The organism is Allobosea sp. GW823-FHT02B03 (assembly GCF_058797755.1).
Window position 1 is genome coordinate 730567 of record NZ_JBXAJY010000001.1, and the last position, 24861, is coordinate 755427.

The 24861-nt window shown below is 68.4% G+C and carries 22 protein-coding genes; 12 read left to right on the top strand and 10 right to left on the bottom strand.

Going from position 1 to position 24861, the window contains the following annotated elements:
• The first annotated feature begins 111 nt into the window (after positions 1 to 111).
• Complete coding sequence (locus AC1REK_RS03390) at positions 112 to 1344, top strand: MFS transporter (protein ID WP_492273779.1); 1233 nt, start codon at positions 112 to 114, stop codon at positions 1342 to 1344.
• 17 nt (positions 1345 to 1361) lie between these two features.
• Here AC1REK_RS03390 and AC1REK_RS03395 read toward each other — a convergent pair whose 3' ends face one another.
• Both AC1REK_RS03395 and AC1REK_RS03400 read right to left on the bottom strand, forming a co-directional pair.
• Positions 1362 to 2273 carry a DMT family transporter gene (locus AC1REK_RS03395; RefSeq protein ID WP_492267184.1) on the bottom strand — a complete coding sequence of 304 codons (912 nt, stop codon included), beginning with the start codon at positions 2271 to 2273 and terminating at the stop codon, positions 1362 to 1364.
• Between the two features lie 48 nt (positions 2274 to 2321).
• A complete protein-coding gene (locus tag AC1REK_RS03400; protein WP_492267183.1) occupies positions 2322 to 3242 on the bottom strand; it encodes a pirin family protein in 921 nt (306 codons plus the stop codon).
• A gap of 163 nt (positions 3243 to 3405) precedes the next feature.
• Here AC1REK_RS03400 and AC1REK_RS03405 point away from each other — a divergent pair, with 163 nt between their 5' ends.
• Positions 3406 to 4074, top strand: a complete 669-nt coding sequence (locus tag AC1REK_RS03405) for a GntR family transcriptional regulator (RefSeq protein WP_492267182.1) — start codon at positions 3406 to 3408, stop codon at positions 4072 to 4074.
• An 88-nt stretch (positions 4075 to 4162) separates the two neighbouring features.
• Positions 4163 to 4750: a biotin transporter BioY gene (locus AC1REK_RS03410; protein WP_066468425.1), complete on the top strand. Its 588-nt coding sequence runs from the start codon at positions 4163 to 4165 to the stop codon at positions 4748 to 4750.
• Positions 4751 to 4772: 22 nt separating this feature from the next.
• Here AC1REK_RS03410 and AC1REK_RS03415 read toward each other — a convergent pair whose 3' ends face one another.
• Positions 4773 to 5330: an NAD(P)H-dependent oxidoreductase gene (locus tag AC1REK_RS03415; RefSeq protein WP_492267181.1), complete on the bottom strand. Its 558-nt coding sequence runs from the start codon at positions 5328 to 5330 to the stop codon at positions 4773 to 4775.
• Positions 5331 to 5415: 85 nt separating this feature from the next.
• Between AC1REK_RS03415 and AC1REK_RS03420 the strand changes: the two genes are divergently transcribed.
• Positions 5416 to 6327, top strand: a complete 912-nt coding sequence (locus tag AC1REK_RS03420) for a LysR family transcriptional regulator (protein ID WP_492267180.1) — start codon at positions 5416 to 5418, stop codon at positions 6325 to 6327.
• 9 nt (positions 6328 to 6336) lie between these two features.
• On the opposite strand, the gene AC1REK_RS03425 is transcribed toward AC1REK_RS03420, so the two are convergent.
• From AC1REK_RS03425 to AC1REK_RS03435, 3 genes are all read right to left on the bottom strand, one after another.
• Positions 6337 to 6594, bottom strand: a complete 258-nt coding sequence (locus tag AC1REK_RS03425) for an exodeoxyribonuclease VII small subunit (RefSeq protein WP_066468437.1) — start codon at positions 6592 to 6594, stop codon at positions 6337 to 6339.
• Between the two features lie 64 nt (positions 6595 to 6658).
• Positions 6659 to 7123, bottom strand: coding sequence for an Lrp/AsnC family transcriptional regulator (locus AC1REK_RS03430; RefSeq protein WP_291638888.1), 465 nt, complete (start codon positions 7121 to 7123; stop codon positions 6659 to 6661).
• A gap of 173 nt (positions 7124 to 7296) precedes the next feature.
• Positions 7297 to 7809, bottom strand: a complete 513-nt coding sequence (locus AC1REK_RS03435; protein WP_492267179.1) for a tyrosine phosphatase family protein — start codon at positions 7807 to 7809, stop codon at positions 7297 to 7299.
• A gap of 122 nt (positions 7810 to 7931) precedes the next feature.
• Here AC1REK_RS03435 and AC1REK_RS03440 point away from each other — a divergent pair, with 122 nt between their 5' ends.
• Positions 7932 to 8492 carry a thioesterase family protein gene (locus AC1REK_RS03440; protein WP_492267178.1) on the top strand — a complete coding sequence of 187 codons (561 nt, stop codon included), beginning with the start codon at positions 7932 to 7934 and terminating at the stop codon, positions 8490 to 8492.
• Positions 8493 to 8504: 12 nt separating this feature from the next.
• Here AC1REK_RS03440 and AC1REK_RS03445 read toward each other — a convergent pair whose 3' ends face one another.
• Positions 8505 to 12077, bottom strand: a complete 3573-nt coding sequence (locus tag AC1REK_RS03445; protein WP_492267177.1) for a PAS domain-containing hybrid sensor histidine kinase/response regulator — start codon at positions 12075 to 12077, stop codon at positions 8505 to 8507.
• Between the two features lie 335 nt (positions 12078 to 12412).
• Here AC1REK_RS03445 and mscL point away from each other — a divergent pair, with 335 nt between their 5' ends.
• The 3 genes from mscL (at position 12413) to AC1REK_RS03460 (ending at position 15420) form a co-directional block, all read left to right on the top strand.
• Positions 12413 to 12832 (top strand): large conductance mechanosensitive channel protein MscL, encoded by a 420-nt coding sequence (gene mscL / locus AC1REK_RS03450; protein ID WP_291645199.1) that lies wholly within the window; start codon positions 12413 to 12415, stop codon positions 12830 to 12832.
• 206 nt (positions 12833 to 13038) lie between these two features.
• Positions 13039 to 14229, top strand: coding sequence for a pyridoxal phosphate-dependent aminotransferase (locus AC1REK_RS03455; RefSeq protein WP_492267176.1), 1191 nt, complete (start codon positions 13039 to 13041; stop codon positions 14227 to 14229).
• Between the two features lie 99 nt (positions 14230 to 14328).
• Entirely contained in the window at positions 14329 to 15420 is a 1092-nt protein-coding gene (locus tag AC1REK_RS03460) for an AbrB family transcriptional regulator (RefSeq protein WP_492267175.1), read from the top strand.
• 171 nt (positions 15421 to 15591) lie between these two features.
• On the opposite strand, the gene AC1REK_RS03465 is transcribed toward AC1REK_RS03460, so the two are convergent.
• The 3 genes from AC1REK_RS03465 to AC1REK_RS03475 all read right to left on the bottom strand — a co-directional run bounded on the left by AC1REK_RS03465 (position 15592) and on the right by AC1REK_RS03475 (position 18664).
• On the bottom strand, positions 15592 to 16518 hold the full coding sequence (locus AC1REK_RS03465) for an SMP-30/gluconolactonase/LRE family protein (RefSeq protein WP_492267174.1): 927 nt from the start codon (positions 16516 to 16518) through the stop codon (positions 15592 to 15594).
• A gap of 64 nt (positions 16519 to 16582) precedes the next feature.
• Complete coding sequence (locus AC1REK_RS03470) at positions 16583 to 17449, bottom strand: hypothetical protein (RefSeq protein ID WP_492267173.1); 867 nt, start codon at positions 17447 to 17449, stop codon at positions 16583 to 16585.
• Between the two features lie 309 nt (positions 17450 to 17758).
• Complete coding sequence (locus AC1REK_RS03475; RefSeq protein ID WP_492267172.1) at positions 17759 to 18664, bottom strand: LysR family transcriptional regulator; 906 nt, start codon at positions 18662 to 18664, stop codon at positions 17759 to 17761.
• 223 nt (positions 18665 to 18887) lie between these two features.
• On the opposite strand from AC1REK_RS03475, the gene AC1REK_RS03480 reads away from it, so the two are divergent.
• From AC1REK_RS03480 to hisS, 4 genes are all read left to right on the top strand, one after another.
• Positions 18888 to 20324 carry an FAD-binding oxidoreductase gene (locus AC1REK_RS03480; RefSeq protein ID WP_492267171.1) on the top strand — a complete coding sequence of 479 codons (1437 nt, stop codon included), beginning with the start codon at positions 18888 to 18890 and terminating at the stop codon, positions 20322 to 20324.
• Positions 20321 to 21508 (top strand): glycolate oxidase subunit GlcE, encoded by a 1188-nt coding sequence (gene glcE, locus AC1REK_RS03485; RefSeq protein ID WP_492267170.1) that lies wholly within the window; start codon positions 20321 to 20323, stop codon positions 21506 to 21508. Before AC1REK_RS03480 ends, glcE begins: the two co-directional genes overlap by 4 nt.
• Positions 21509 to 21517: 9 nt before the next feature.
• Positions 21518 to 22888 (top strand): glycolate oxidase subunit GlcF, encoded by a 1371-nt coding sequence (gene glcF, locus AC1REK_RS03490; RefSeq protein ID WP_492267169.1) that lies wholly within the window; start codon positions 21518 to 21520, stop codon positions 22886 to 22888.
• A 240-nt stretch (positions 22889 to 23128) separates the two neighbouring features.
• Positions 23129 to 24697 carry a histidine--tRNA ligase gene (hisS, locus tag AC1REK_RS03495; protein ID WP_492267168.1) on the top strand — a complete coding sequence of 523 codons (1569 nt, stop codon included), beginning with the start codon at positions 23129 to 23131 and terminating at the stop codon, positions 24695 to 24697.
• The last annotated feature ends 164 nt before the right edge of the window (positions 24698 to 24861 follow it).

The following is a 24861-nucleotide window of genomic DNA, read 5'->3' on the forward strand; positions in this document are numbered from 1 at the left end:
CTGATGGTCGCAGGCCGGGCAGAAAACGGGTGGGAGCGCGCGCTGGCGCATGGGAAATCCGCATCCGCACCCTGCGCATGCGGAACGCGCGCCATGAACCCGGCTATACCGATGTCCCAGAACGCCCCGATGACGTCGCCGCTCTTTCTCGTCCTGCTGCTGACCGGCGTCGCGGCGCAGTTCGCCGACAAGCTGGCGCTCGATACGATCACCCTGGCAGCGACCGAAGCCGGGGCGAGCGCGCGTTTCGTCGGCTTGCTCGTCGCCGCGCAGTCCGCCGCCTGGCTCCTCGTTTCCCTGCCGGCGGGCGTGCTCGCCGACCGGGTCGCGCCGCGCAGCCTGATCCTGCTCGGCGGTCTGCTGATGGCGGCCGGCTCGGCAGTCGGCGCGGCTCTGCTCGCCGCCGGAATGATCGGCCCGGCGCTCGCCTTCTCGACCTTCGTCGCGGCGGCGGGGCCGGTCGTGATCGCGCTCTCGGTCTTCGTGCTGATGCCGCGCGCGGTCTCGCTCGCCTTGCTGCCGCGTGCGAACAGCCGGCTCGAGCTCGGCCGGGCGAGTTTCAACCTGATCGCACCGCTGATCGCAGGCTGGGCCGTGGCGCGTGGCGCCGGCTGGTACGGGCTCGCGGCCTGCTCGGTGGCGGGGCTTGTCGTCATCGCCGCCGCGCTGCGCCTGCCGGCCGAAGCGGCGCCGGCCCAGCCCCGGCAGAAGCTGCATCGCGCCATTGCCGAGGGCGGTGCCTTCGTCGCGCGCCACCCTTACCTTCGGCCGATCGCGCTCTGCGCCATTGGCTGGAATCTCGCCTTCTTTGCCTTCATGGCGCTGCTCGCGCCCTATGCGCTGCGCGTGCTGATGCTCGATCCGAAGGCTGTCGGCCTCGCTTCCTCGGTCTACGGCGCCGGGGCAGTTGCGGCGGCGCTCTCCGGCGCCTGGCTGATCGCGCGCCTGCCGACCGGGACGCTGCTCGTTTTCGGCCCGGCCGTCTCGCTGCTCGGCGCGCTCGCCGTGGCACTCGCCCCGCCAGGGCTCGGCTGGCCGGCGCTGGCGCTCGCTTTCTTCCTCTTCGGCTTCGGCCCGATCCTCTGGTTCATCACCCAGACGACCTTGCGCCAGGCCGTGACGCCGCAGCCTCTGCTCGGGCGCGTCAGCGCGACCATCACCACGGCGATGTACGGCATGCGCCCGCTCGGCGCGCTCGCCGGCGGGCTGGCGGGAGAGCGCTTCGGGCTGGAGGCAACGATCTGGCTGCCGGTCGTCCTGTTCGGCCTTTCGACGCTCGCGATCCTCGCCTCGCAGATGCCGCGGCTGAAGGCGATGCCGGTGGGCGAATTGAGCCCGGGCTGACGCGCACGCGGCGCGTCTCAGCGCGCTTGCTGGCGCGGAACTCGGGCGGCGAGCAGGACGCCGCCGACGATCAGCGCGATCGAGATTCCCTCGGCCATGTCGGGAATCTCGCCGAGAAAGACGATCGCGAGCAGCGAGGCGGCGACCGGGACGAGCGCGATCATCGCCGCACCGGCGGAGGCGCCGAGCAGTGCCACGCCGCGATTGAAGCTGATCAGCGCGACGGTACTCATCAGCACGCCCTGATAGAAACTCTGGATCGCGATCTCGGCCACCGGCGCCTGCCCGAGATGGCTGAGGCCGAGCCCGATATAGACGGGCACGAAGATCACCGCCGACCAGAAGCAGATCAGCGCGGCCGACTGGATCGGCGTCAGGCCGCTGCGGCGCAGGATCAGCGTGTAGCTCGCCCACATGACGGCCGCGAGGACGAGCAGCCCGAGTCCGAACAGGCTCGGCGACCCCTGCGCGCTGCCGGCGGTCAGAACGAGGCCGCAAAGCCCGGCGGCGATCGCACCATAGCCGGTGAGCCTGATCCTGCCCGGCTGCTCGCGCAGCAGGAGCCAGCCGAGCAGGCCGGCGAAGACCGGCATCAGCGTCGGCGTCACCGCGGCGGCGCGGCCGGCCGTGGTCATCTGCACGCCGAAGGCGACGAGGATCGCGAAGGGCGCGCCCCAAAGCGCCGCGAAGACGAAGCCGTTGCGCCAGGCGTGGGGTGGCAATCGTCGCAGCAGCACGGGCGCGAGCAGGATCGCGCCGATGCCGTAGCGCAACGCCGTCAGGTCCCAGACATTGAGGGTGCGGGTGACGCTGAAGCGCGTGACCACGAACCAGCCGGCGAAGATCGCAACCGCCAGCCCCGCCCAGAGAAAGCCGCGCAGCCGCGGTGAGCCTGATTCGGGTCTGGGCAGGTCCCGGTGCGACGGCATGGTGGCTTTCGAGAGGATCGGTGCGGCGGCTGGTTCGTGAAGCCGACCTCAACCCTCCGGCAGCGGGATGAACTCCTCGGAATCGCCGGGCACGGTGTCGAAGCGGCCAGTCTTCCATTCCGCCTTGGCCTGGTCGATCCGCTCCTTCGAGGAGGAGACGAAGTTCCACCAGATATGGCGCGGCCCGTCCATCGGCTCGCCGCCGATCAGCATCAGCCGGCTCTGGTCGACGGCGAGGATCGAGATCCGGTCGCCTGGCTTGAAGATCAGCAGCTGGCCGGCGCCGAACTCGTCGCCGGCGATGTCGATCTTGCCGGAGACGATGTAGACGGCGCGCTCGTCGTAATCGGGATCGAGCGGCAGGATCGCGCCCGGCGCCAGCACCGCTTCGGCATAGAGCGTCTCCCAGGGGAATTTCACCGGCGAGGTCCGGCCATAGGCCGAGCCCATGATCAGGCTGATGCGCTTGCCCTCGCCGACGATGCGCGGCAGCTCGGGCGCGGCGTGGTGGATGAAGTCCGGCGCGATCTCCTCATGCGTCTTCGGCAGGGCGAGCCAGGTCTGGATGCCGTAGAGCTTCGGCGCCTTCAGCCGCTCTTCCGGGGCGGTGCGCTCCGAATGCACGATGCCGCGCCCCGCCGTCATCAGGTTCACTGCGCCCGGCCGGATCGGCAGTGCCGTGCCGAGCGAGTCGCGGTGCATGATCTCGCCGTCGAACAGATAGGTCACGGTCGAGAGGCCGATATGCGGGTGCGGGCGGACATCGATGCCCTCGCCGAGCAGGAACTCGGCCGGGCCCATCTGGTCGAAGAAGATGAAGGGGCCGACCATCTTGCGGCCGATCGAGGGCAGGGCCCGCCTGACCGAGAAGCCCCCGAGATCATGGGCGCGCGGCACGATCACCTGTTCGAGCGCCTCGCAGGAGCGGGTATCGCCTGGGACCGGGTCATGGTCTGGAAGCTGGGACATTGCTGGCTCCTCGCATGCGGCGCTGGGAAGAGTCTGCGCGTGCCCGCCCCATTGGGCAAGCCGCCCGGCGCATGGCGGCAATTCGGCTCGACGCGGCCGGTCGGAGAAATTATCTATAAAACGACCCGCGGATGACGATGCCCAAGGACCAAGCCCGAGCACGATGCCCAAGGAAAAATCTGAGACCCTCGCGATCCGGATCAGCCGAACTTTGGCCGAGCGGATCATCGCCGGTCAGCTCGAGCCGGGCTCGCGCCTGCGTCAGGACCATGTCGCCGCCGAATTCGGCGCCAGCCATGTGCCGGTTCGCGAGGCCTTCCAGCGCCTGGAGGCGCAAGGGCTGGCAGTGAGCGAGCCGCGCCGCGGCGTGCGTGTCGCCGCCTTCGACCTCCACGAGGTCCGCGAAGTCGCGGAGATGCGCGCTGCGCTCGAGGTTCTGGCGCTGCGCCATGCCGCGCCGCATCTGACGCGCGCGATCCTCGACGAGGCCGAGGAAGCGACGCGCGCCGGCGACCATTCGCCCGACGTGCGTACCTGGGAAGAGGCGAATCGCCGGTTTCACCGCCTGATCCTGACACCCTGCGCCATGCCGCGGCTGCTGGCTTCGATCGATGATCTGCACGCCGCCAGCGCCCGCTTTCTGTTCTCCGCCTGGCGCTCGGAATGGGAAAGCCGCACCGACCATGACCACCGCGCGATTCTCGCCGCCTTGCGGGCAGGGCGGGTCGACGAGGCCGAGGCGGTGCTGGCGCGACATGTCCAGTGGATCGGTCGAAAGCCCGTCCGCACTGCCTCGGGGGCGACACGGGAAGCCTTCGCCATCGTCGGCTGAAGCTCTGGGCTTGCAATTCGCAGTCGCAGCATCGATCATAGATCGGTCTTACGAATTATCTATAATTCGATTTCGCACGGAGAGACTGATGAACGACCTGACCCAGACCGCGCCGCGGCCCGGCTTTGCCCCGCTCGATCTCGGCGCCCGTCCGCTGACGGTCCAGATTGCCGCCGTCCTGCTCGGCACCCTCATCCTCGCGATCTCCTCGCAGATCAGCGTGCCGATGGTTCCGGTGCCGGTGACCATGCAGACCCTGGCGGTGACGCTGATCGGCGCGCTCTATGGCTGGCGCCTCGGCGCGATCACCATCACCGCCTGGCTGTTTGAGGCGGCGCTCGGCCTGCCGGTCCTCGCCAACGGCAATGGCAGCCTGCTCTCCTTCGTCGGTCCGACGGCCGGCTATCTCTTCGCCTTCCCGATCGTCGGCGCGCTGGTCGGCTGGCTGGTCGAGCGTGGCTGGAATGGCGCCCGGCCGGGCCTCGCCTTCGTTGCCATGCTCGTCGGCAACGGCCTCTGCCTCGTGCTCGGCGCGCTGTGGCTCTCGACCCTGATCGGCGTCGAGAAGGCGATCATCGCCGGCGTCGTGCCGTTCCTGATCGGCGGCGTGCTGAAGTCGGCGCTCGGCGCCGCGATCCTCGTCGCCTTCGACCGCGGCCGGAAGCGCGCTGCGTGACATCGAAATCGCAGCCGCCGCGTCAGGCGGCGGCTGCAACTCGCCTGTTGCTCGCCAGCCGGTTGAGCCGCGCAGCATAATGCGCGCCGAGCGCGTCGAGCGCTTCCTCATCTGCCTTGCGGGCGCCGTAGACCAGAAACGGTTCCTGCCAGGCGAGGCCGCAGCGATGGGCCATGGCCTCCAGCGGCCGCAGCAATTCGCCCAGCGGAAACAGATTGGCACCGCCTGGCACGTAGGCCTCCGGCACATTGCCGGCCGTCGCCGCAACCAGCAGCGGCTTGCCCGCGAGCCGCCGACCCTCGCTCTCATAGGCGATGTAGAACATCCGGGTCAGCACCGCGTCCTGCCAGGCCTTCAGCAGGGCCGGCGTCGAATACCATTGCACCGGGAACTGCAGGACGATCCGATCGGCGGCAATGAGGCGCACGACCTCGGCATCGCTGTCGATCTTTCCGTCCGGATAGAGCGCCTGCATGTCGACGATCTCCGCCTCTTGCGAGGCGGCGGCTTCGGCGAGGGCGCGATTGGCGCGCGAGCTCTCATAGCTCGGATGGAATAGCAGGATCAGGGTCTTGGTCATGGTGGCCTCCTTTGCGACAGGCAAAGGATGGCGTGGGTCATGAAATCACTCCAATGGATGATTGATATATCATATTATTGTTTTCATGAATTTACGGTCGGTCGATCTCAACCTGCTGGTCATCCTCGATGCCTTGCTCGACGAGGCCCATGTGACGCGCGCCGCGGAGCGCGTTGGCCTGTCGCAGCCGGCCGCATCGAGCGCGCTGGAGCGCTGCCGTCATCTCTTCGGCGATCCGCTGCTGCTGCGCGGCAGGGGGCGCATGCGGCTGACGCCGAAGGCACGCGCGCTGCAGGCTCCGGTCAAGGATCTGTTGGCCCAGATGGCCGTGCTGCTCGATCCGCCCCAGCCGGATCTCGCGACGCTGCGCCAGACTGTCCGGCTCGTAACGGCTGAGCTGCCGCCCGAACTTCTGGCCGGCGGCCTTTATGCCCGGCTCGCGACCTCGGCGTCCGGGATCACGCTCGCAATCATGCCCTGGCACGGCGCCGCTGCGGCGCTCACTGGGCTCGCGCAGGGCGAGGCCGATCTCGCCGTCTCGGTCTTTCCCGCGGTCGAGACCGGCTTCGTGCGCCGGGAGCTGCTGCGGGAGCGCTATGTCGTCGCGATGCGCAGGAATCACCCGGCGGCCGAAGGCTTCGACCTCGACCGCTGGCTCGCCTTTCCGCACGTGCTGGTTTCCGGGCGCGGCGAAACCTATGGCGCGCTCGACGAGGCGCTCGCGCTCGAGGGCCGCAAGCGCCATGTCGGCCTCGTCGTGCCGAGCTTCCTCAGCGTGCCGCCGCTACTGCTGGGCTCGGACCTGATCGCCCTGCTGCCGAGCCGGGTCCTGCCGGCGGAGGGGCGCGAACGCTTCGCCCTGCGCGAGCCGCCGGTTTCGGTGCCGGGCTTTCCGTTGCACATCGCCTGGCACCGGCGCAGCGAGCGCGATCCCGGCGTGCGGCATGTCGCCGGGTTGATCGAGGCGTTGCTGGCGGAAGAGCCGGCGCCGGCGTGAAGGCGGCGCCTATTTCTCGACGTCGAGAGGGGTCGTGCCGGTCGGCTTGCCGTCGGCGCCGAGGGTGATCTTCTCGATGCGTGCCTCGGCGTGCTTCAGCAGCGCGTCGCAGCGGGCCTTCAGCGCCTCGCCGCGGGTGTAGATGTCGATCGATTCCTCCAGCGCGACGTCGCCACGCTCCAGCCGGGCGACGATCGCCTCGAGCTGCTTCAGCGCCTCCTCGAAGGGCAGGGTGGCGATATCGGCGTTGGGCTTGGCTTCGGTCACGGGGCGAATCCTGTTGGGCGCCCGTTATCGGCTCTGCAGGCTGCCCCCGCAACCCCGCAAGGGCTCAGACCGGCAGCGCCGAGCTCTTCTTGATGGTGCGCAGCGTCAGCGTCGACTGCACCCGCGTCACGCCCGGAAGCTGGGTGATGATGTCGGTGTGGATGCGCTCGAAATCGGCGGAATCGCGATAGATCACCCGCATCAGATAGTCGTGCGCGCCGGCGAGCAGATGGCATTCCAGGATTTCGGGCAGCCCCTGCACAGCCTGCTCGAAACCCTCCAGCGAGGCGCGGCCCTGCTGGTCGAGCGTCACGAAGACGAAGGCGGTGCCGGGGAAGCCGGCGATCTTCTCGTCGAGCAGCATGGCGTAGCTGCGGATCAGCCCGCTCTCCTCGAGCTGCCGGACCCGGCGCAGGCAGGCGGAGGGTGAGAGGTGCACCTTCTCGGCGAGGTCGGAATTTGTGATGCGCCCGTCGTTCTGCAGGATGCGCAGGATCGTCCTGTCACGGGAATCGAGTTCGATCGACATGGCTGCGCAGCATCCTCGGGCGGTGGCGCTTATCTCTGCGCCTGCTTTGGAGGCGGGATGTTTCTGCGAAAAAAAAGGCTCTGGCAAGCAGTTCCTTGCGTGCACTGCGCCATTTCCTGCGCAGTGCAGCGAATCGCCTCGGCTGGCCGCATGATTCTGCGCGGCCCGTTCGTTCAGTCGAGGTCGAAGCGAAAGGGCTTGCCCTCGAAGGCGTCGGCGCCGCGGCCGATCCGCTCGATCGCCGCGCGCATGCGCCCGCTGCGCCCGAGGATCTCGTCAGCGAGGGCCACCAGTCGGGCATTGGGAGTCGCCGACGGGGAGAGGGCGCGCAGGCGCTCTGCGATCTCACCCTCGTCCCGCTCAGGCCGAAGCGCGCAGACCGCGATATAGGCGCCGGCCGTCGAGCGGCTGATCCCCGCCCAGCAATGCACGACGATCGGGTTCTGCCGGTCCCAGTCGCGGACGAAGCCGAGCAGGCGTTCGACATGCTCGCTGGCCGGAATGACGTGTCCGTCCATTTCGGCGGTGATGTCGGACATGGCGAGCATCAGATGCCGGTCGGCGGCGATCCCGGGCGGCGTCTCGACCACCGTCGCTGCGTTGATCAGGGTGACGACATGGCTCGCGCCGACCGCCGCGACGGTCTCGTTCAGCTTCGACAGGGAGGAGACGTGGAGTGTCGGCATGAGCGGGCTTCCGGGGGGCTGACGGCAGCGAATCTGTGGTGCCTGTCGATGACGAGCTTATGGCGCGGCGCCGGTTTCCGGCTACAAGCGCGAGAACTTCATCCACGCCGAAGGTTGCCGGCATGAATCTCTGGTTGCGCCTGCTCTGGCTGCTGCTCTCCCGGCCGTTCCAGCCACGGCTGAAGCCGCCTTTCGAAGCCTCGATCCTGCCGTTCCGGGTCTGGTTCCACGATCTCGATACCAGCCTGCACATGAACAATGCGCGCTATTGGGGGCTGATGGATCTCGGCCGGACCGACCTGATGCTGCGCAGCGGCCTCTGGCGCGCCATCCTGCGCCATGGCTGGGTGCCGGTGGTCAATTGCGGCACGATCCGCTTTCGCCGCGAACTCAGGCTGTTTCGTCCCATTCGCCTGGAAACCCGCATGCTGTGCTGGGCCGAGGGCTGGGTGGTGATGCAGCATCGCATTCTCGCCGACGGTCGCGACGGCAGCGAGATCGTCGCGGCGGTGGCGCTGGTGCGCGCCGCGCTCTACGACCGGAAGGGCAAGGCATTCGTACCGGTCGCCCGCCTGCTCGCCGAGCTCGGCGTCGAGGCGGAAAGCCCGCTGCCGAGCCCCGAGGTCGAGGCTTTCCTGCGCGCCGAGGATGCGATGCGCCGGGCCGGGGCCACCGCCGGCTGATCCGGCTGGCGACTACTCCGCCGCCAGCCGCGTCGCCCGCCACTGCGCCAGCAGGGCCCGCAAGGCGCCGGGCTTCAGCGGCTTGTTGAGCACGTGCACGTCGAGCGCCGCGGCGGCCTCGCGCATTTCCGGTGAGCGGTCGGCGGTCAGCAGGATCGCCGGCAGGGTCGTGCCGGCACGCTGGCGCAGGCTCGATATCGCCGAGAGGCCGTCGCCATCGTCGAGATGGTAATCGGCGATCACCACATCCGGGGTCAGCCCGGCCGCGACCTGCCCGAGCGCCTCGTTGAGACCGCCCGCCGTCGCAACGGTGCAGCCCCAGCCGCCGAGCAGAAGGCGCATGCCGTCGAGGATCGATGGCTCGTTGTCGATCGCCAGGATCTTCAGCCCCGATAGCTGCCCGCTCGAGGGCCGGCGCGCCGGCGCCGGCACCACGGCCGCCGGCATCTGCGCCGCCGTCGGCACGAGCAGCGAGAAACGCGTGCCGCGGCCCGGCGTCGACGACAGGCTCAACTTGTGATCCAGCGTGCGCGCAATGCGCTCGACGATGGAGAGGCCGAGCCCGAGGCCACGCGCCACCTTGGCGCCCGGATCGAGGCGCAGGAACTCGCGGAAGACGATCTTCTGCTTGCTGGCATGGATGCCGAGGCCGGTGTCGAGAACCTGGATCGCGACATGCTCGCCGCGACGTCGGCAGCCGACCAGCACCTTGCCGCTCGGCGTGTACTTGATCGCGTTCGAGACGAGATTCTGCAGCAGGCGCCGCAGCAGGCGCCGATCCGAGCGCACGGTCGCCGAGGTCGGCGAGAACACGAGTGCCAGCCCCTTTTCCTGCGCGCTCGGCTCGAATTCGCGCTGCAGCTGGCGCATCAGCTCGTCGAGGCGGAAGGTCGAGATCTCCGGCTTGAGCGCGCCGCCGTCGAGCCGCGAGATCTCGAGCAGCGCGGTCAGGATCTCCTCGACCGCGTCGAGCGAGGCGTCGATGTTCTCGGCGAGGTCGGGCCGATTTGCCGCCCGGTCGCGCTCGACCAGCGCCGAAGCGTAAAGCCGGGCGGCGTTCAGCGGCTGCAAAATATCGTGGCTGGCAGCGGCGAGGAAGCGGGTCTTCGAAGCGTTGGCGTCTTCCGCCTCGGCCTTGGCGCGCTGCAGTTCGGTGTTGACGCGCTGAATCTCCTCGGTGCGCTCCGCGACGCGGCGCTCCAGCGTCTCGTTGGTCCGCTCCAGCTCTTCCTCGGCCACGACCGAGTCGGTGATGTCGGTATAGGTGGTGACGAGGCCGCCATCCGGCAGCGGGTTGGAGCGGATCTCGATCACGGTCTTGGACGGGTAGAGCCGCAGCCGGACCGGCTCGCGGTCGTTGACCAGGCTTTCCAGCCGCGCCGCCATCAGCTCGTCCTGCGGGCCGTCGCCATAGGCGCCGCGCGCCGCGTTGTAGCGCACAACTTCGTCGAGCCCGGTGCCGAAGCGCACCAGCGAGGGCGGCAGGTCGTAGAGCTGGATGAAGGCCTTGTTCCAGGCGAGCAGCCGCAGGTCGCGGTCGAGCACGGTGATGCCCTGGCCGGCATGGTCGAGGCCATTCTGAAGGATGTCGCGATTGTATTGCAGCGCCGCCGAGGCGTCGTCGAGCAGCTTGAAGGCGGCCTCGGTCGAGAGGTTGCGCCGGCGCAGCAGCAACGAGAGCACGAGGCGCGAGGAGGCCGCGCCAATCGCCGAGGAGAGCAGGTGCTCGCCGAAGCGCAGCATGTGGATGTCGGCCTCGCGCGCGCCGTTGAGCTCCTCGCCGCGTGACTGGGCGAAACCCTCGAAGGCGCGTTGCGTGCGTTCCAGCCCGAGATAGCGGCCGATCGTCGATTGCAGCTCGGCCGCGGTGACGCTGGAACGCCAGAGCGAGAACGACTGCGCCATGGTGGCGCGGTCGGAATCGATGAAGGCGTTGGCCTGGAGACGCTCCATCGCGCTCGCCGGCCGCGCCAGCGAGAAGCCGACATAGCAGGCGAGGTTGATGCCGAGGCTCCAGAGCACGCCATGCGGCAGGCTGGGCAGCGAGATGCCGAATAGGGCCTCCGGCCGCAGCGCAGCGATGCCGAGCGGGCCGTGCTGGACGATCTCGCTCCAGAAGCCTCCGGGCTGGGCGAGACTCGGCATCAGCAATGTGTAGAGCCAGGTGAGCAGCCCGGCCCCGAGCCCCATCGCCGCGCCGAGCGCGGTGCCGCGCCGCCAGAGCAGGCCGCCGAAGAAGGCCGGCGCGATCTGCGCGGTCGCGGCGAAGGAAAGCAGGCCGATCGAGACCAGTGCCGCTTCGCCGGAGGCGCGGTAATAGGCGTAGCCGAGCAGGATCACCGCAACGATCGCGCCGCGGCGGATATGGACGACCTGTGAGCCGAGGTCGCCGCCGGTCGAGCCGTTCGCGCTTCTTCCGCGCGCCCACGCCGCCGTGGCGCGGTCGGGGGCCGGCGCGACGCCGCGGCCGCGCAGCAGCAGCGGCATGACGATATGGTTCGAGATCATGATCGCCAGCGCGACCGAGACGACGATCACCATCGCTGTCGCCGCCGAGAGCCCGCCGATGAAGACGAGCAGGGCGACGAGGCTGGCGCGCTCCTGCAATGGCAGCAGGAGCACCGTCATGTCGCGGTCGATGCCCGAGCCGGTCAGCATCACCTCGCCGGCCGCCGCGAGCGGAAGAACGAAGAGATTGATCAGGATGAGGTAGAGCGGGAACATCCAGGCCGCGCGGCGCACGTCGCGCACGTCGCGGTTCTCGACGATCGCCATGTGGAACTGCCGCGCCAGCAGCAGCGCGGCGAAGGCCGACAGCACGGTCAGCGTCAGGAAGGTCGGCCAGTTCGAGGTCCGCTGCCAGATCGGTGGCGCATCGCCGGCGGCGCGGGTCGCTTGCGCCAGAAGGTCGGCGCCGCCGTCGAACAGGCCGTAAACCACGAACAGGCCGAGCGCCAGGAAGGCGACGAGCTTGATCAGGGACTCGACTGCGATCGCCAGGACGAGCCCGTCCTGGTGCTCGGTCGCGTCGATATGGCGGGTGCCGAAGGCGCAGGCGAAGCCGGCGAGGACGAGCGCGACCAGGAAGGCGAGATCGCCCAGCACCGGCAGATCCGCCAGCGGCGCCGGTCCACCGGTCGCGGCAAGGAAGACCGAGAGCGAGTTCGCCACGGCTTTAAGCTGCAACGAGATGTAGGGCAGGGCGCCGATCACCGCGACGATGCAGACCATCGCCGCGACGCGCTCGCTCTTGCCGTAGCGTGCGCCCACAAAGTCGGCGATCGAGGTGATGTTCTGCGATTTCGCGATCGTTACGATGCGCGCGACGAAGCGGTGGCCGAGGCCGATGACGAGGATAGGCCCGACATAGATGCCGAGGAAGTCGAACCCGTTGCGATGCGCGAAGCCGACCGAGCCGTAGAAGGTCCAGGAGGTGCAGTAGACCCCGAGCGCCAGCGCATAGATCGTCGTGCGCGCCCGCCCGCTCATCAGGCGCCGGCCCGAGGTGTCGGCGAGATGGGCGATCGCGAACAGCGCGCAGAGATAGGCGAGCGCCGTCAGCACGACAGACCAGGCCGGAATCATCGGGCCTCCCTCGCAGCCACTGTTCTTCGGTCTAGCCTATCGCCGCAGGGCGCCGGCCGCCATCAGCCATTAGACCGGCGCGGACGCCGGCATTCTGTCCGCGGTCGTGGCGCCGCCGCTGGCGCGCCCGATGGGCGTGCCGCAGTGCTCGTCGTCGCCTGATCTTTGCAAACTGGCTGAACAAGGCCCCGAAAACTGCCTTCACCGTGGGAATGGCCGAGGAAAACGCCTGAATGGCTGTTTCCTCGGCTGGCGCGGCTGGTCTAGCGTGCGTGCGGGGGCGGCATTGCGCAGCGCGGTGCCGAAAACTGGCCAAGCATTCGGAAAGGCGCTCCATGTTAAATGAATTCAAGGAATTCGCGCTGAAGGGCAATGTCGTCGATCTCGCCATCGGCGTGATCATCGGTGCCGCTTTCGGCAGGATCGTCGAATCGCTCGTCGGCGACATCATCATGCCGCTGATCGGCGCGATCGGCAGCGTCGACTTCTCCAACTACTTCTTTGGGCTGAACAGCGGCGTCACGTCGCCGGTTCTCGCCGATGCCAAGAAGCAGGGCGCCGTCCTCGCCTATGGCAATTTTCTCACCGTCGCGGTCAACTTCGTGATCATCGCCTTCGTGCTGTTCCTCGTCGTCAAGGGCATCAATACCCTCCGGCGCAAGCAGGCGGCCAAGCCGGCCGAGCCGGTGGCGCCGCCGCAGGACATCGCCCTGCTCAGCGAGATCCGCGACCTGCTGAAGCAGAAGCAGGCCTGACGCCGCCATCGTCATTGCGAGCGTAAGCGAAGCAATCCAGGGGCGGCAGTGCTCCACGTCAACCTGGATTGCTTCGTCGCTTTGCTCCTCGCAATGACGGGACCGCGAACCATCACTGCGAGCGATCGGGTCGATCTCGCGATTTCATGCCGCCGCGCCCGGCGATGGGCTAGATTGGCCGGCATGTTTCCCGCGAAGGATCGACCATGAACATGCATGCCCCGGCCGGCACCAGCCTGATTGCCGACCTGCGACCCGAGGCCCGCAGCGCGCCCGAAAGCGGGATCGTCGAGGTCGTCAACCACGGCAGGCTGAAGCCCGGCCTGATCCCGCTCTGGGTCGGCGAGGGCGATCTGCCGACGCCGGAATTCATCGTCCGCGCCGCCAACAAGTCGCTGGCCGACGGCGAGACCTTCTACACCTGGCAGCGCGGCATCCCGGAGCTGCGCGAGGCGCTCGCCCGCTACCATACCGCGCTCTGTGGCCGGCCCTTCGCAGCCGATCGCTTCTTCGTCACCGGCTCGGGCATGCAGTCAGTCCAGATCGCGGTACGGATGATCGCAGGCGCCGGCGACGAGATCGTCATCCCGACGCCGGCCTGGCCGAACGTCGCCGCCGCGCTCGGCGTCGCCGGTGCCGCCACCGTCTGCGTCGCGATGGACTTCCACGAGGGCCGCTTCACGCTCGACCTCGGCAAGCTCGAGGCGGCGATCACGCCGCGCACGCGCGCTCTCGTCATCAACTCGCCGGCCAACCCGACCGGCTGGACCGCGACCCGCGAAGAGCTCGCCGCGATCCTGGCGATCGCCCGCAAGCACGGCATCTGGATCATCGCCGACGAGATCTATGCGCGCTTCGTATATGACGGCTCGGCCCGCGCCGCTTCCTTCCATGACGTCATGGAGCAGGAGGACCGCATCCTCTTCGTCCAGACCTTCTCGAAGAACTGGGCGATGACCGGCTGGCGCATCGGCTGGATCGAGGCCCCGCCGGCGCTGGGCCAGATCATCGAGAACCTGATCCAGTACTCGACCTCGGGCTCGCCGGTCTTCGTCCAGCGCGCGGCCATCGCGGCGCTCGACGAGGGCGAGCCCTTCGTCGCCGAGCAGATCGCCCGGGCGCGGGAAGGCCGCCGCATCATCGCCGAGGGGCTGAAGGCGACCAACCGCGTCTCGCTGCAGGCGCCGGACGGGGCGTTCTACCAGTTCTTCGCCGTCGATGGCCGCACCGATTCGCGGGCCCTCGCCATCGAGCTGGTCGACACCGCCAATGTCGGCCTGGCGCCGGGCGCCGCCTTCGGGCCCGGTGGCGAGACCGGCCTGCGCCTCTGCTTCGCGCGCAAGGCGTCCGATCTCACCGAGGCCGTCGAACGGCTGCAGAAGGCGCTCTCGGCCTGAGCGCGAATGCATGGCAGATGCGCCATGCGGGCGTTTGACCAAAGCGGCCGTGCCCTTCATTGAAGCCGCCATGCGCCCTCCCGGCGCATGGCCTGAGGCATGCCCGTTCCGAACTTCCTGCCCTATCACTTGCGCACACTGTCGCGCGAAGCTGCCCTGATCGCCTGCGCCGCGGTCGGCGGCGGGCTTTTCGCCCTGCTCGACATTCCCGCTGCCTGGCTTTCGGGCTCGATGCTGCTGGTCTCGATCCTCGGCGTGATCCGGCCGCTGCCGGATCTGCGCAAGCCCTGGTTCGATTCGACCATGGTGATGTCGGGTGCGCTGATCGGCTCCTCCGCCACGCCCGAGGCGCTGGCGGCGACGGCGCGCTATCCCGGCTCGCTCTTCATCCTGCTCGTCGCGCTGGCGGCGATCATGCTGGCCACGGGGGCCTATCTGCGCTTCGTCGCGCGCTGGTCCTGGATCGATTCCCTGCTCGCCGCCGCCCCCGGAGCGCTCTCGGCGGTGATCTCGGTGGCGCAGGACAAGGGCGCCAATATCGGCCGGATCGCCGCGATCCAGCTCTTCCGCATCCTCGTGCTGGTCGCCGTGCTGCCCAGCATCATGAAGCTGAGCGGTGGCGGTGGCGGCGCGGTCGGCGCCCCGCCGCCTTTGCCGGTGATCAGCCTTCCCGACATGGTGCTGGTGCTCGGCTGTGCCCTCGCGACCGGCCTGATCTTCGACCGGCTGCGCGTCACGGCGCCCTATATCCTCGGCGCGACGCTGGCGAGCGCGGTGCTGCACGGCGCCGGTATCGTCCACGGCACGCTACCGCCGGAGATCGCCACGGCGGTGATGGTGATGCTCGGCGCCGCCATGGGCGGGCGCGTCTCCAATCTCAAGCGCAACGAGATCGCGGCGCTCTTCCCGCTGGCGATCGGCGGCTTCGTGGTCTCGATGCTCGTCGCCTTCGCCTTCGCCTGGCCGGCGGCCTGGCTCGCCAGCGTGCCCTATGCCAGCGCCATGGCCGCCTTCGCGCCGGGCGGGCTCGAGGCGATGGCGATGCTCGCCTTCGCCATGGGGCTCGATCCGCTCTATGTCGGAGCGCACCATCTCGCGCGCTTCATGCTGCTCGGGCTTTCGATGCCTTTCGTCGTCGGCTGGATCAAGCCCGAGAAGCCGCCGCCGGACAAGCGCCCGCCGGACAATTGAGCCTGAGGCGGCGCCACTCGCGAGCAGCAGTTTTCACAGCCCTCATCCTGAGGAGCAGCCGCAGGCTGCGTCTCGAAGGATGCGCGGGAGGCTCCGAGAGCGCTGGATCATCCTTCGAGACGCGGGCTTCACCCACTTCTCAGGATGAGGGCTGCGGGAGAGCGGCCGGCGTTACGCGGCTCCGTTGGTGTGGGTCATCAGCGAATAGAGCGAGGTCGTGCCGCAGATGAACAGCCGGTTCCGCTTCGGCCCGCCGAAGCAGAGATTGGCGACGATCTCGGGCACCAGCACCTTGCCGATCAGCGTGCCGTCCTGGTGGAAGACGTGGATGCCGTCGGCGGCGCTGGTCCAGAGCCGGCCGGTCACGTCGAAGCGGAAGCCGTCGAACAGCCCGGCCGTGCTCTTGGCGAAGACGGAGGAGGCGCCGAGCGTCGTGCCGTCTCCGGTCACCGCGAATTTGCGGATATGGCGCGGCCCGTTCTCCGGGTCGTGGCTGGCGCCGGTGTCGGCGATGTAGAGTTCGCTCTCGTCGGGCGAGAAGGCGAGGCCGTTCGGCTTGGCGAAATCGTCGGCGACGATGCTGAGCGCGCCGGAATGCGGGTCGATGCGGTAGACATTGCAGCGCCCGATCTCGCTCTCGGCCTTGTCGCCCTCATAGTCGCTGAGGATGCCGTAGTCGGGGTCGGTGAACCAGATCGAGCCGTCCGATTTGACCACGACGTCATTGGGCGAGTTCAGCCGCTTGCCCTCGAAATGGCTGGCGAGGACGGTGATCGAGCCGTCATGCTCGGTGCGCGTCACCTGCCGCCCGCCATGCTCGCAGGTGACGAGCCGGCCCTGCCGGTCGACGGTGTTGCCGTTCGAATTGCGGGCGGGCTGGCGGAAGACGCCGACATGGCCGGAGAGCGCGTCATAGCGCATCATCCGGTCGTTCGGGATGTCGGACCAGACCACCGTGTTGTGCGCCGGGAACCAGGCCGGCCCCTCGGTCCAGCGCGCGCCCGTCCACAGCCGCTCCATCCGGGCCGAGGCGGGTACGATCCGGTTGAAGCGCAGGTCGTAGACCTCGACGCTGAAGCCTTCGATGAAGCCGAACATGTCTTGTCTCCGGTAGGCAATGCGAGTGATCAGGCGGCTCCGCCCGGGCGGGCCGTCGTGGTACTCATCGGCGCCTGCCGCAGGCGGCGAGGAATTTGGGGATGGCAGCGCCGGCGCCGCGGATGTCGACGGGCTGACTGCCGCCGGGCGTCCTGATCACGAAGCGGCTCTGGCGCGCGATCTCCGACAGCACGTCCCGCAGCGGCTCCAGCTCGATGGTTGCCTCGATCTGCATCGCCGAATCCATGTCGTTATAGATGGCCTTGCCGGTGACCGCGACGACGTGCTCGCCGGCGGTGATCCTGAAGGTCTGCCGCGAGCCGCGCCGATACTTGCCCTGCGGATCGTCAGCCAGGATCGTCGTGCGGCCAGAGCCTTGCGCGCAGTCCAGCATCAGCGTCGTGAAATGATTGCCATCGGCGATGCCGAGCTTGGCCTTGCGGCCATAGGTGGAGAAGTCCCAGACCCCTTCGTCGTCGCCGGCCGGTTTCGACGAGGCTTGCCGTTGAGGCGCCGGCTGCGGTGCCGGTGGTGGCGGGGCGGGCCGTTGCGGCGCTGCGGAGGCCGCTGCCGGTCCGTCCGGCGCCCGCAGCACGCTGTCGTCGCCGTCCTCCATCTTCACGCCAGTTTCGCCAGCCGATCTGGCGGCCGGTTGATCGTTCGGTACGGGCACTGGACCCCGCGCGGGAGCGGCAGCCGGGGCAGCTCTCGGCGCCGGGTCGTCGAGCAGCGTCGCCGACGCGAGGTCGATCATCCTTCCGCCTGCTCCGCACGCGACGGAGGTGATCTTGAGGCGCGCGCCCTTGCGGAGCAGGTCGTTGAGTGCCGCCTGGACGCGTGCATAGGCGGCGCGGTCCCTGATTTCGTAGGCCGCCGGCAGATTGATGTAGCCGTCGCCATAGGGGGGCTCGTTGAAGGTGAAGCCGCGCATCTCGCCCTTCTCGAACTTGCGGTCGACGACCCGGCCCGTCGCGCTCCCGCGGACGCAGCCATCCGAGGTCGGCAGGCCGACGATCGCAACGGTTCGCCCGGTCTGGTCCCTGTCGATCCTGATCTGGGCGTTCGCCGATGTTGTCGTTGCTGCGAGCAGTAGAAATCCCAGGGCGGCGGTGGCGAGGCGCTGGCAAACAAGATCAGTCATCGACGGATATCCGACGCGGCAGGAGAAGAGGACCGGCGGTTATAGGGCCGATCTGCGCGCTGATCATGCAGGGCGCCTTCGGTCCGGCGCAAGCGGCTTCTACAGTTCCAGCCCTTCATCCCAATACGGCGTCGCGCCGTAGAGTTCCGCGAGGAAATCCACGAAGGCCCTGACCTTCTGTTCCATATGCCTGCGGCTCGGATAGACCGCATAGACTGCGACCCGCTTGCCGACCGAATAGGCCGGCAGCAATCGCGTCAGAGCGCCCGACTTCAGCTCCGGCCCGACGTCCCAGGTCGAGCGCAGGGCGATGCCAACGCCGGCGAGCAGCGCCTCGCGCACGACCTCGCTGGAGTTTGTGCGCAGCTGCCCGGTGACGCGCACCGTGACCGGCCCCTCCGGCCCGTCGAGCCGCCACTGATCGGCGTTGTGGGCGATGAGGGTGTGCTTCTGCAGCTCCTCGATCGTTGCCGGGCTGCCATGGACGGCAAGATAGGTCGGCGTCGCACAGAGGATTCTGTGGTTAGGCGCCAGCCGCTTCGCCACCAGGCTGGAATCCTCGAGATCGGCGATCCGCACCGCGACGTCGAAGCCTTCGCCGATGATGTCGACGAAGGCGTCGGTCAGGATCAGGTCGACATTGACCATCGGATTGGCGTCGAGGAAGGGCTTGAGATGCGGGGCGATGTGCAGCCGGCCGAACGATGTCGGCGCCGAGACGCGCAGCGTGCCGCGCGCCTGGCCGACGCCGCTCGCCACCCAGGCCTCCGCCTCCTCGATCGAGCCGAGGATCGCGACGACCCGCTCGTAGAAGCCCTGGCCGGCCTCGGTCAGCGAGAGCTGCCGCGTGGTTCTCTGCAGCAGGCGCACGCCGAGGCGCTCTTCCAGCCGGCGGATCCGCTTCGAGATCACGGCCGGCGAGAGGTTCAGCTCGCGCCCGGCCGCCGACATGCTCTTGGCGGTGACGACGCGGGCGAAGACGTCGAGGTCGCCGAACCGATCCACGCAGCCTCCATTTTTTCCGTTTCGGAAATAATCATGCACGTTACTCTCGCTGCAACAACCCGAGAATTGTTCTAGTGTTGTCAGGTTGGCTCAGCCCTCATCCTGAGGAGCGCTCCGGCGGAGCGCGTCTCGAAGGATGTTCCAGAGTGCGCTGGAGCATCCTTCGAGACGCCGCCTTGCGGCTCCTCAGGATGAGGGCTGGGTGGACGAAGGAGAAACGACCATGAGCGCCATCGCATTTCCGGAGCCCCGGGCCGAGATTCTCGCCCGCCGCGAGCAGATTCTCGCGGGGCTCGCCCGGCTCGTCGCGCCCGAGGCCCTGATCGCCAGCGAGGATGAGCGTCGGCCCTACGAGACCGATGCGCTGACTGCCTATCGCCGCATGCCGCTCGCCGTCGTCCTGCCCTCGACCACCCAGGAGGTCGCCGCCGTGCTGCGCTATTGCGGCGAGCAGGGCGTGCCGGTCGTGCCGCGCGGCGCCGGAACCTCGCTCGCCGGCGGCGCCATCCCGCAGGAGGATGCGGTGGTCATCGGCATCTCGAAGATGAACCGCATCCTCGAGATCGACTACGCCAACCGCGTCGCCAAGGTGCAGGCCGGCGTCACCAATCTCGCCGTCACCGGTGCGGTCTCGGCCGACGGCTTCTTCTATGCGCCCGACCCGTCCTCGCAGCTCGCCTGCTCGATCGGCGGCAATATCGGCATGAACTCCGGCGGGGCGCATTGCCTGAAGTACGGAGTCACCACGAACAATGTGCTCGGCGTCACCTTGGTGATGCTCGATGGGAGCATCGTGGAGATCGGCGGCGCCCATCTCGATGCGCCGGGGCTCGACCTGCTCGGCCTGATCGTCGGCTCGGAGGGGCAGCTCGGCATCGTCACTGAGGCGACGGTGCGCATCCTGCGCTCGGCCGAGGGCGCGCGCCCGGTGCTGTTCGGCTTCCCGAGCAGCGAGGAGGCGGGAGCGGCGGTCGCCGCCATCATCGGCGCCGGCATCATCCCGGTCGCGATGGAATTCATGGACAAGCCGGCGATCGAGATTTGCGAGGCCTTCGCCAAGGCCGGCTACCCGATGGATGTCGAGGCGCTGCTGATCATCGAGGTTGAGGGCTCGGATGCCGAGATGGACGCCCAGCTCGCCCGCATCGTCGCCATCGCCAGGGAGCACGGCGTCAAGACGGTCAAGGAGAGCAAGTCGGCGATGGAGACGGCGGCGATCTGGAAGGGCCGCAAATCGGCCTTCGGTGCGACCGGGCGGATCGCCGACTATATCTGCATGGACGGCACCATTCCGACCGGGCAGCTGCCCTTCGTGCTGCGCCGCATGGACGAGATCATCAAGGGCTATGGCCTGCGCGTCGCCAATGTCTTCCATGCCGGCGACGGCAATCTCCACCCGCTGATCCTCTACAACTGCAACGACCCGGTCGAGGCGCAGAAGGCCGAGGATGCCGGCAACGACATCCTCAAGCTCTGCGTCGAGGTCGGCGGCTGCCTGACCGGCGAGCATGGCGTCGGCATCGAGAAACGCGACCTGATGACCGTCCAGTTCAACGAGGCGGACCTGCATCAGCAGCAGCGGGTGAGGGCGGTGTTCGACCCGCGCTGGCTGCTCAACCCGGCCAAGGTCTTCCCGCTCGAAGGTCGGATCGCTGCGTGATGCTGCACACTCCTACCACCGAGGCACAGGCCTGCGCCGTCGTCGCCTCGATTATCGAGGCGCGCATCCCGCTCGCCATTCGCGGCGGCGGCACGCGTTCCGGCCTCGGACGGCCGGACAATGCCGTCAGCACGCTCTCCAGCGCCGGCCTCACCGGCATCACCCTCTATGAGCCCGCCGAGATGGTGATCGGCGCCAGAGCCGGCACGCCGCTGAAGCTGATCGAGCAGACGCTGGCAAGCCGAGGCCAGATGCTGCCCTTCGAGCCGATGGACCATCGCGCCCTGCTGGGTAGCGAGGGCGAGCCGACCATCGGCGCGATCGCTGCCGGCAACATCTCGGGCCCTCGACGGATCAATGCCGGCGCCGCCCGCGACTCGCTGATCGGCGTCAAGCTGATCAACGGCCGCGGCGAGCTGGTGAAGTCGGGCGGACGGGTGATGAAGAACGTCACCGGGCTCGATCTGGTGAAGCTCGTCGCCGGCAGCTTCGGCACGCTCGGCTTCCTGACCGAGGTGACCTTCCGCGTCCTGCCGCGGCCGGAACGCGTCGTCACGCTGATCTGGGAGGGCCTTTCAGACGAGGCGGCGGTGGCGCTGCTTTCCGGTGCGCTCGGCTCGCCCTTCGAGCCCATGGCCGCGGCGCATCTGCCGGCCGGGATCGGCGGCGAGGATGCCCGTACCCTGCTCAGGCTGGAGAATTTCTCCGCCTCGATCAGCTATCGTGCCGCCGAACTCGCGCGTCTGCTCAAGGCCTATGGCCGGCCCGAGCTGATCGAAGGCCGCGGCGCGGAGGCGCTCTGGCGCGAGGTCCGCGATTCCGCCTTTTTCGCCGGTAGCGACGAGGCGATCTGGCGGCTGTCGCTTGCGCCGACCAACGGCCCGAAGGCGACGGCCGCGATCGCGCGTGCCATCCCGCAGGCACGCTGGTTCTACGATTGGGGCGGCGGGCTCGTCTGGCTCGCCGTCCCGGCGGCTGGCGATGCCGGTGCCGCCGCGATCCGCGCCGCGACGAAGCCGCTGGGTGGTCATGCGACGTTGGTGCGCGCGCCCGATGCGGTGCGGGCCGTCGTGCCGGTCTTCGAACCGCTCGCCGAACCGCTGATGCGGGTGACGGCGGGTATCAAGAAGAGCTTCGACCCGGAGGGCGTGTTCGAGCCCGGCCGGATGTATGCCGGCATCTGAGAAGCGACAATGCAGACCAATTTCAGCCCCGAGCATCTCGCTTCCGATCCGCGCCTGCCGGCTTCGGAGAAGATCCTGCGCACCTGCGTGCATTGCGGCTTCTGTACCGCGACCTGCCCGACCTATCTCCTGCTCGGCGACGAGCTCGACTCGCCGCGCGGGCGCATCTACCAGATCAAGGACATGCTCGAGAACGAGCGGCCGGCGACGGCGGAAGTGGTCAAGCATATCGACCGCTGCCTCTCCTGCCTGTCCTGCATGACGACCTGTCCCTCGGGCGTGCACTACATGCACCTCGTCGACCATGCCCGCGCCCATATCGAGGAGACCTACGAGCGCCCCTGGCATGATCGGGCGCTCAGGCGCCTGCTGGCGGCGGTCCTGCCCTATCCCGGCCGCTTCCGCCTCGCCATGCTGGCGGCCAGGCTCGGCAAGCCCTTCGCCGGAGCGCTCGGCGCGTTGCCGCATCTCGGAGCCTCGCTGAAGGCGATGCTGGCGCTGGCGCCCTGGAGCCTGCCGAACCGCTCGGCGATGGAGGGGCCGCAGAATTTCCCGGCCAGTGGAGAGCGCAAGCGGCGCGTCGCCATCCTGTCCGGCTGCGCCCAGCCGGTGCTCGATCCGGGCATCAACGAGGCGACGATCCGCCTGCTGACCCGCCACGGCGTCGAGGTCGTGCTGCCCAAGGGCGAGGGCTGCTGCGGCGCGCTCGTTCATCATATGGGCCGCGAGCATGACGCGCTCACCTTCGCCCGCGCCAATATCGACGCCTGGATGGCCGAGATCGAGGGCGAGGGGCTCGACGCCATCCTGATCACGGCCTCGGGCTGCGGCACGACGATCAAGGATTACGGCTTCATGTTCCGCAACGAGCCCGCCTATGCCGAGAAGGCGGCGAAGGTTTCGGCGCTGGCCAAGGACGTCACCGAATTCGTCGAGACGCTGGAGATCGCGCCGGTGCGCGGCTTCGATCTCACCGTCGCGTATCACTCCGCCTGCTCGATGCAGCACGGCCAGCAGCTCAAGGATGGGCCGAAGCGGCTGCTGTCGCGCGCCGGCTTCAGGGTGAAGGAAGTGCCGGAGGGCCACATCTGTTGCGGCTCGGCCGGCGTCTACAACATCCTCCAGCCGGAGATCGCCGGGCAATTGCGCGAGCGCAAGATCGGCAATATCGGCCGCACCCGGCCCGACCTCGTCGCCACCGGAAATATCGGCTGCATGACCCAGCTCGCCAAGGGCTTTGCCGATAACGGCGCGACGACGCCGGTGGTCCACACCGCCGAACTGCTCGACTGGGCGACGGGCGGGCCGGTCCCGGCTAAGCTGGCGGAGGCGGGGATCGGGGAGGCTCCGGCGGCGGGGGCTCTGGTCGCGGCGGAATGAGGGTACCCTTTCCCGTCATTCCGGGGCCTGCCGCAGGCAGGAGCCCGGAACCCACGACCGGGTGAGACGCTTCGAGCCCGGCTCGACGAAAGGCGTGCCCAGTCGTGGGTTCCGGGTTCGCTGCTGCGCAGCGCCCCGGAATGACAGCCCTGACGTGATGGCCGCGAAGGCTTGCCCCCCGCGCGCTCACGGTCTAACCCACGGGCGAATTTTCCAGTTTCGAGAAGTGACGCAGGACCGATGTCGAAGACCGACAAGCTGAAAGCCCGCCAGCCGCGCGGTTTCGTCGACCGCGGCCCGGCCGATGTCGCCGCGACCGAGCGTATGCTGTCCGTCATCCGAGAGAGCTTTTCGCTCTATGGCTTCGACCCGGTCGAGACGCCCTTCGTCGAGTACACCGACGCGCTCGGCAAGTTCCTGCCGGATCAGGACCGGCCGAACGAGGGCGTCTTCTCCTTCCAGGACGATGACGAGCAATGGCTCTCGCTGCGCTATGATCTGACCGCGCCGCTCGCGCGCTATGTCGCCGAGAATTTCGACGCGCTGCCAAAACCCTATCGCAGCTATCGCGCCGGCTATGTCTTCCGCAACGAGAAGCCGGGGCCCGGGCGCTTCCGCCAGTTCATGCAGTTCGACGCCGATATCGTCGGCTCAGGCACGGTCGCGGCCGATGCCGAGATCTGCATGCTCGCCGCCGACACGATGGAGCGGCTCGGCATCAAGCGCGGCGACTATGTCGTCAAGGTCAACAACCGCAAGGTGCTCGACGGGGTGATGGATGCCGCCGGCATCGACCAGGCCGCGCGCCTCGCGGTGCTGCGCGCCATCGACAAGGCCGACAAGTTCCCGCTGGTCGAAGTCGGCAAGCTGCTTGGCGAGGGCCGCAAGGACGAGAGCGGCGACTTCACCAAGGGCGCCGGGCTGACGAGCGCGCAAACCGACACGATCCTGCGTTATCTTGAGCTGGGCCAGAAGCTCGCCGAGCTCGGCAAGTCCACCGCCGCCGACAGCGCCCGGGCTGGCGAATTGTCAGCCGAGGCGGTCAGGGAGCTCGGCAAGCTCGTCGAAACCGCCGAGAACGGCCGCGCCGGCATCGCGGAACTGGAGCAGATCCGCGAACTCGTTACGGCTGCGGGCTATCTCGGCCGGATCATCATCGACCCCTCTGTCGTGCGCGGCCTCGAATACTATACCGGCCCGGTCTACGAGGTGGAGCTGACCTTCCCGGTGACCAATGAGGACGGTCAGGTCGTGCGCTTCGGCTCGGTCGCGGGCGGCGGGCGCTATGACGGTCTCGTCGGTCGCTTCCGGCCCGAGCCGGTGCCGGCGACCGGCTTTTCGATCGGCGTCTCCCGGCTCTTTTCGGCGCTGAAGGCGGTGAAGTCGCCGATCGTCGACCAGAAGAACGAGCTGCCGCTGGTCGTCGTCACCGCGATGGACAACAAGTCGCCGGAGTTCATGCCGGCCTATCAGGCTTTCGTCTCGCAGCTCAGGCAGGCGACGGATGCGGACGGCAAGCCGCTGCTGCGGGCCGATCTCTATCTCGGCGCCTCCGGTTTCAACGCCCAGATGAAATATGCCGACCGGCGCGGCGCCGTCTGCGCGGTGATCCAGGGCTCCTCCGAGCGCGAGGCGGGCACGGTGGTGATCAAGGACCTGATCCTCGGTGCCGAGCTCGCCGCCGCCGGCCGCGAGGTCAAGGATTCCGCCGAGCACAAGGCCAGACAGGCGGAAGCGCAGTTTTCCGTGCCGGCGGCCGAGCTGGTCGAAGGGGTGAGGAAGGTGCTCCTCCGTCATGCCCGGGCTTGACTCGAGCGCGCGCTGTTTCGTCATGGTCGGGCTTGTTCCGACCATCCACGCCTTCCTTGATCGAGGACGGTGTTCAAGACGTGGACGCTCGCCGCAAGAGCGAGCATGACGGTGACGGGTAGCGGGCGAAGGGATTCCCGCTAACCCAATTCCCTAAAAACCGT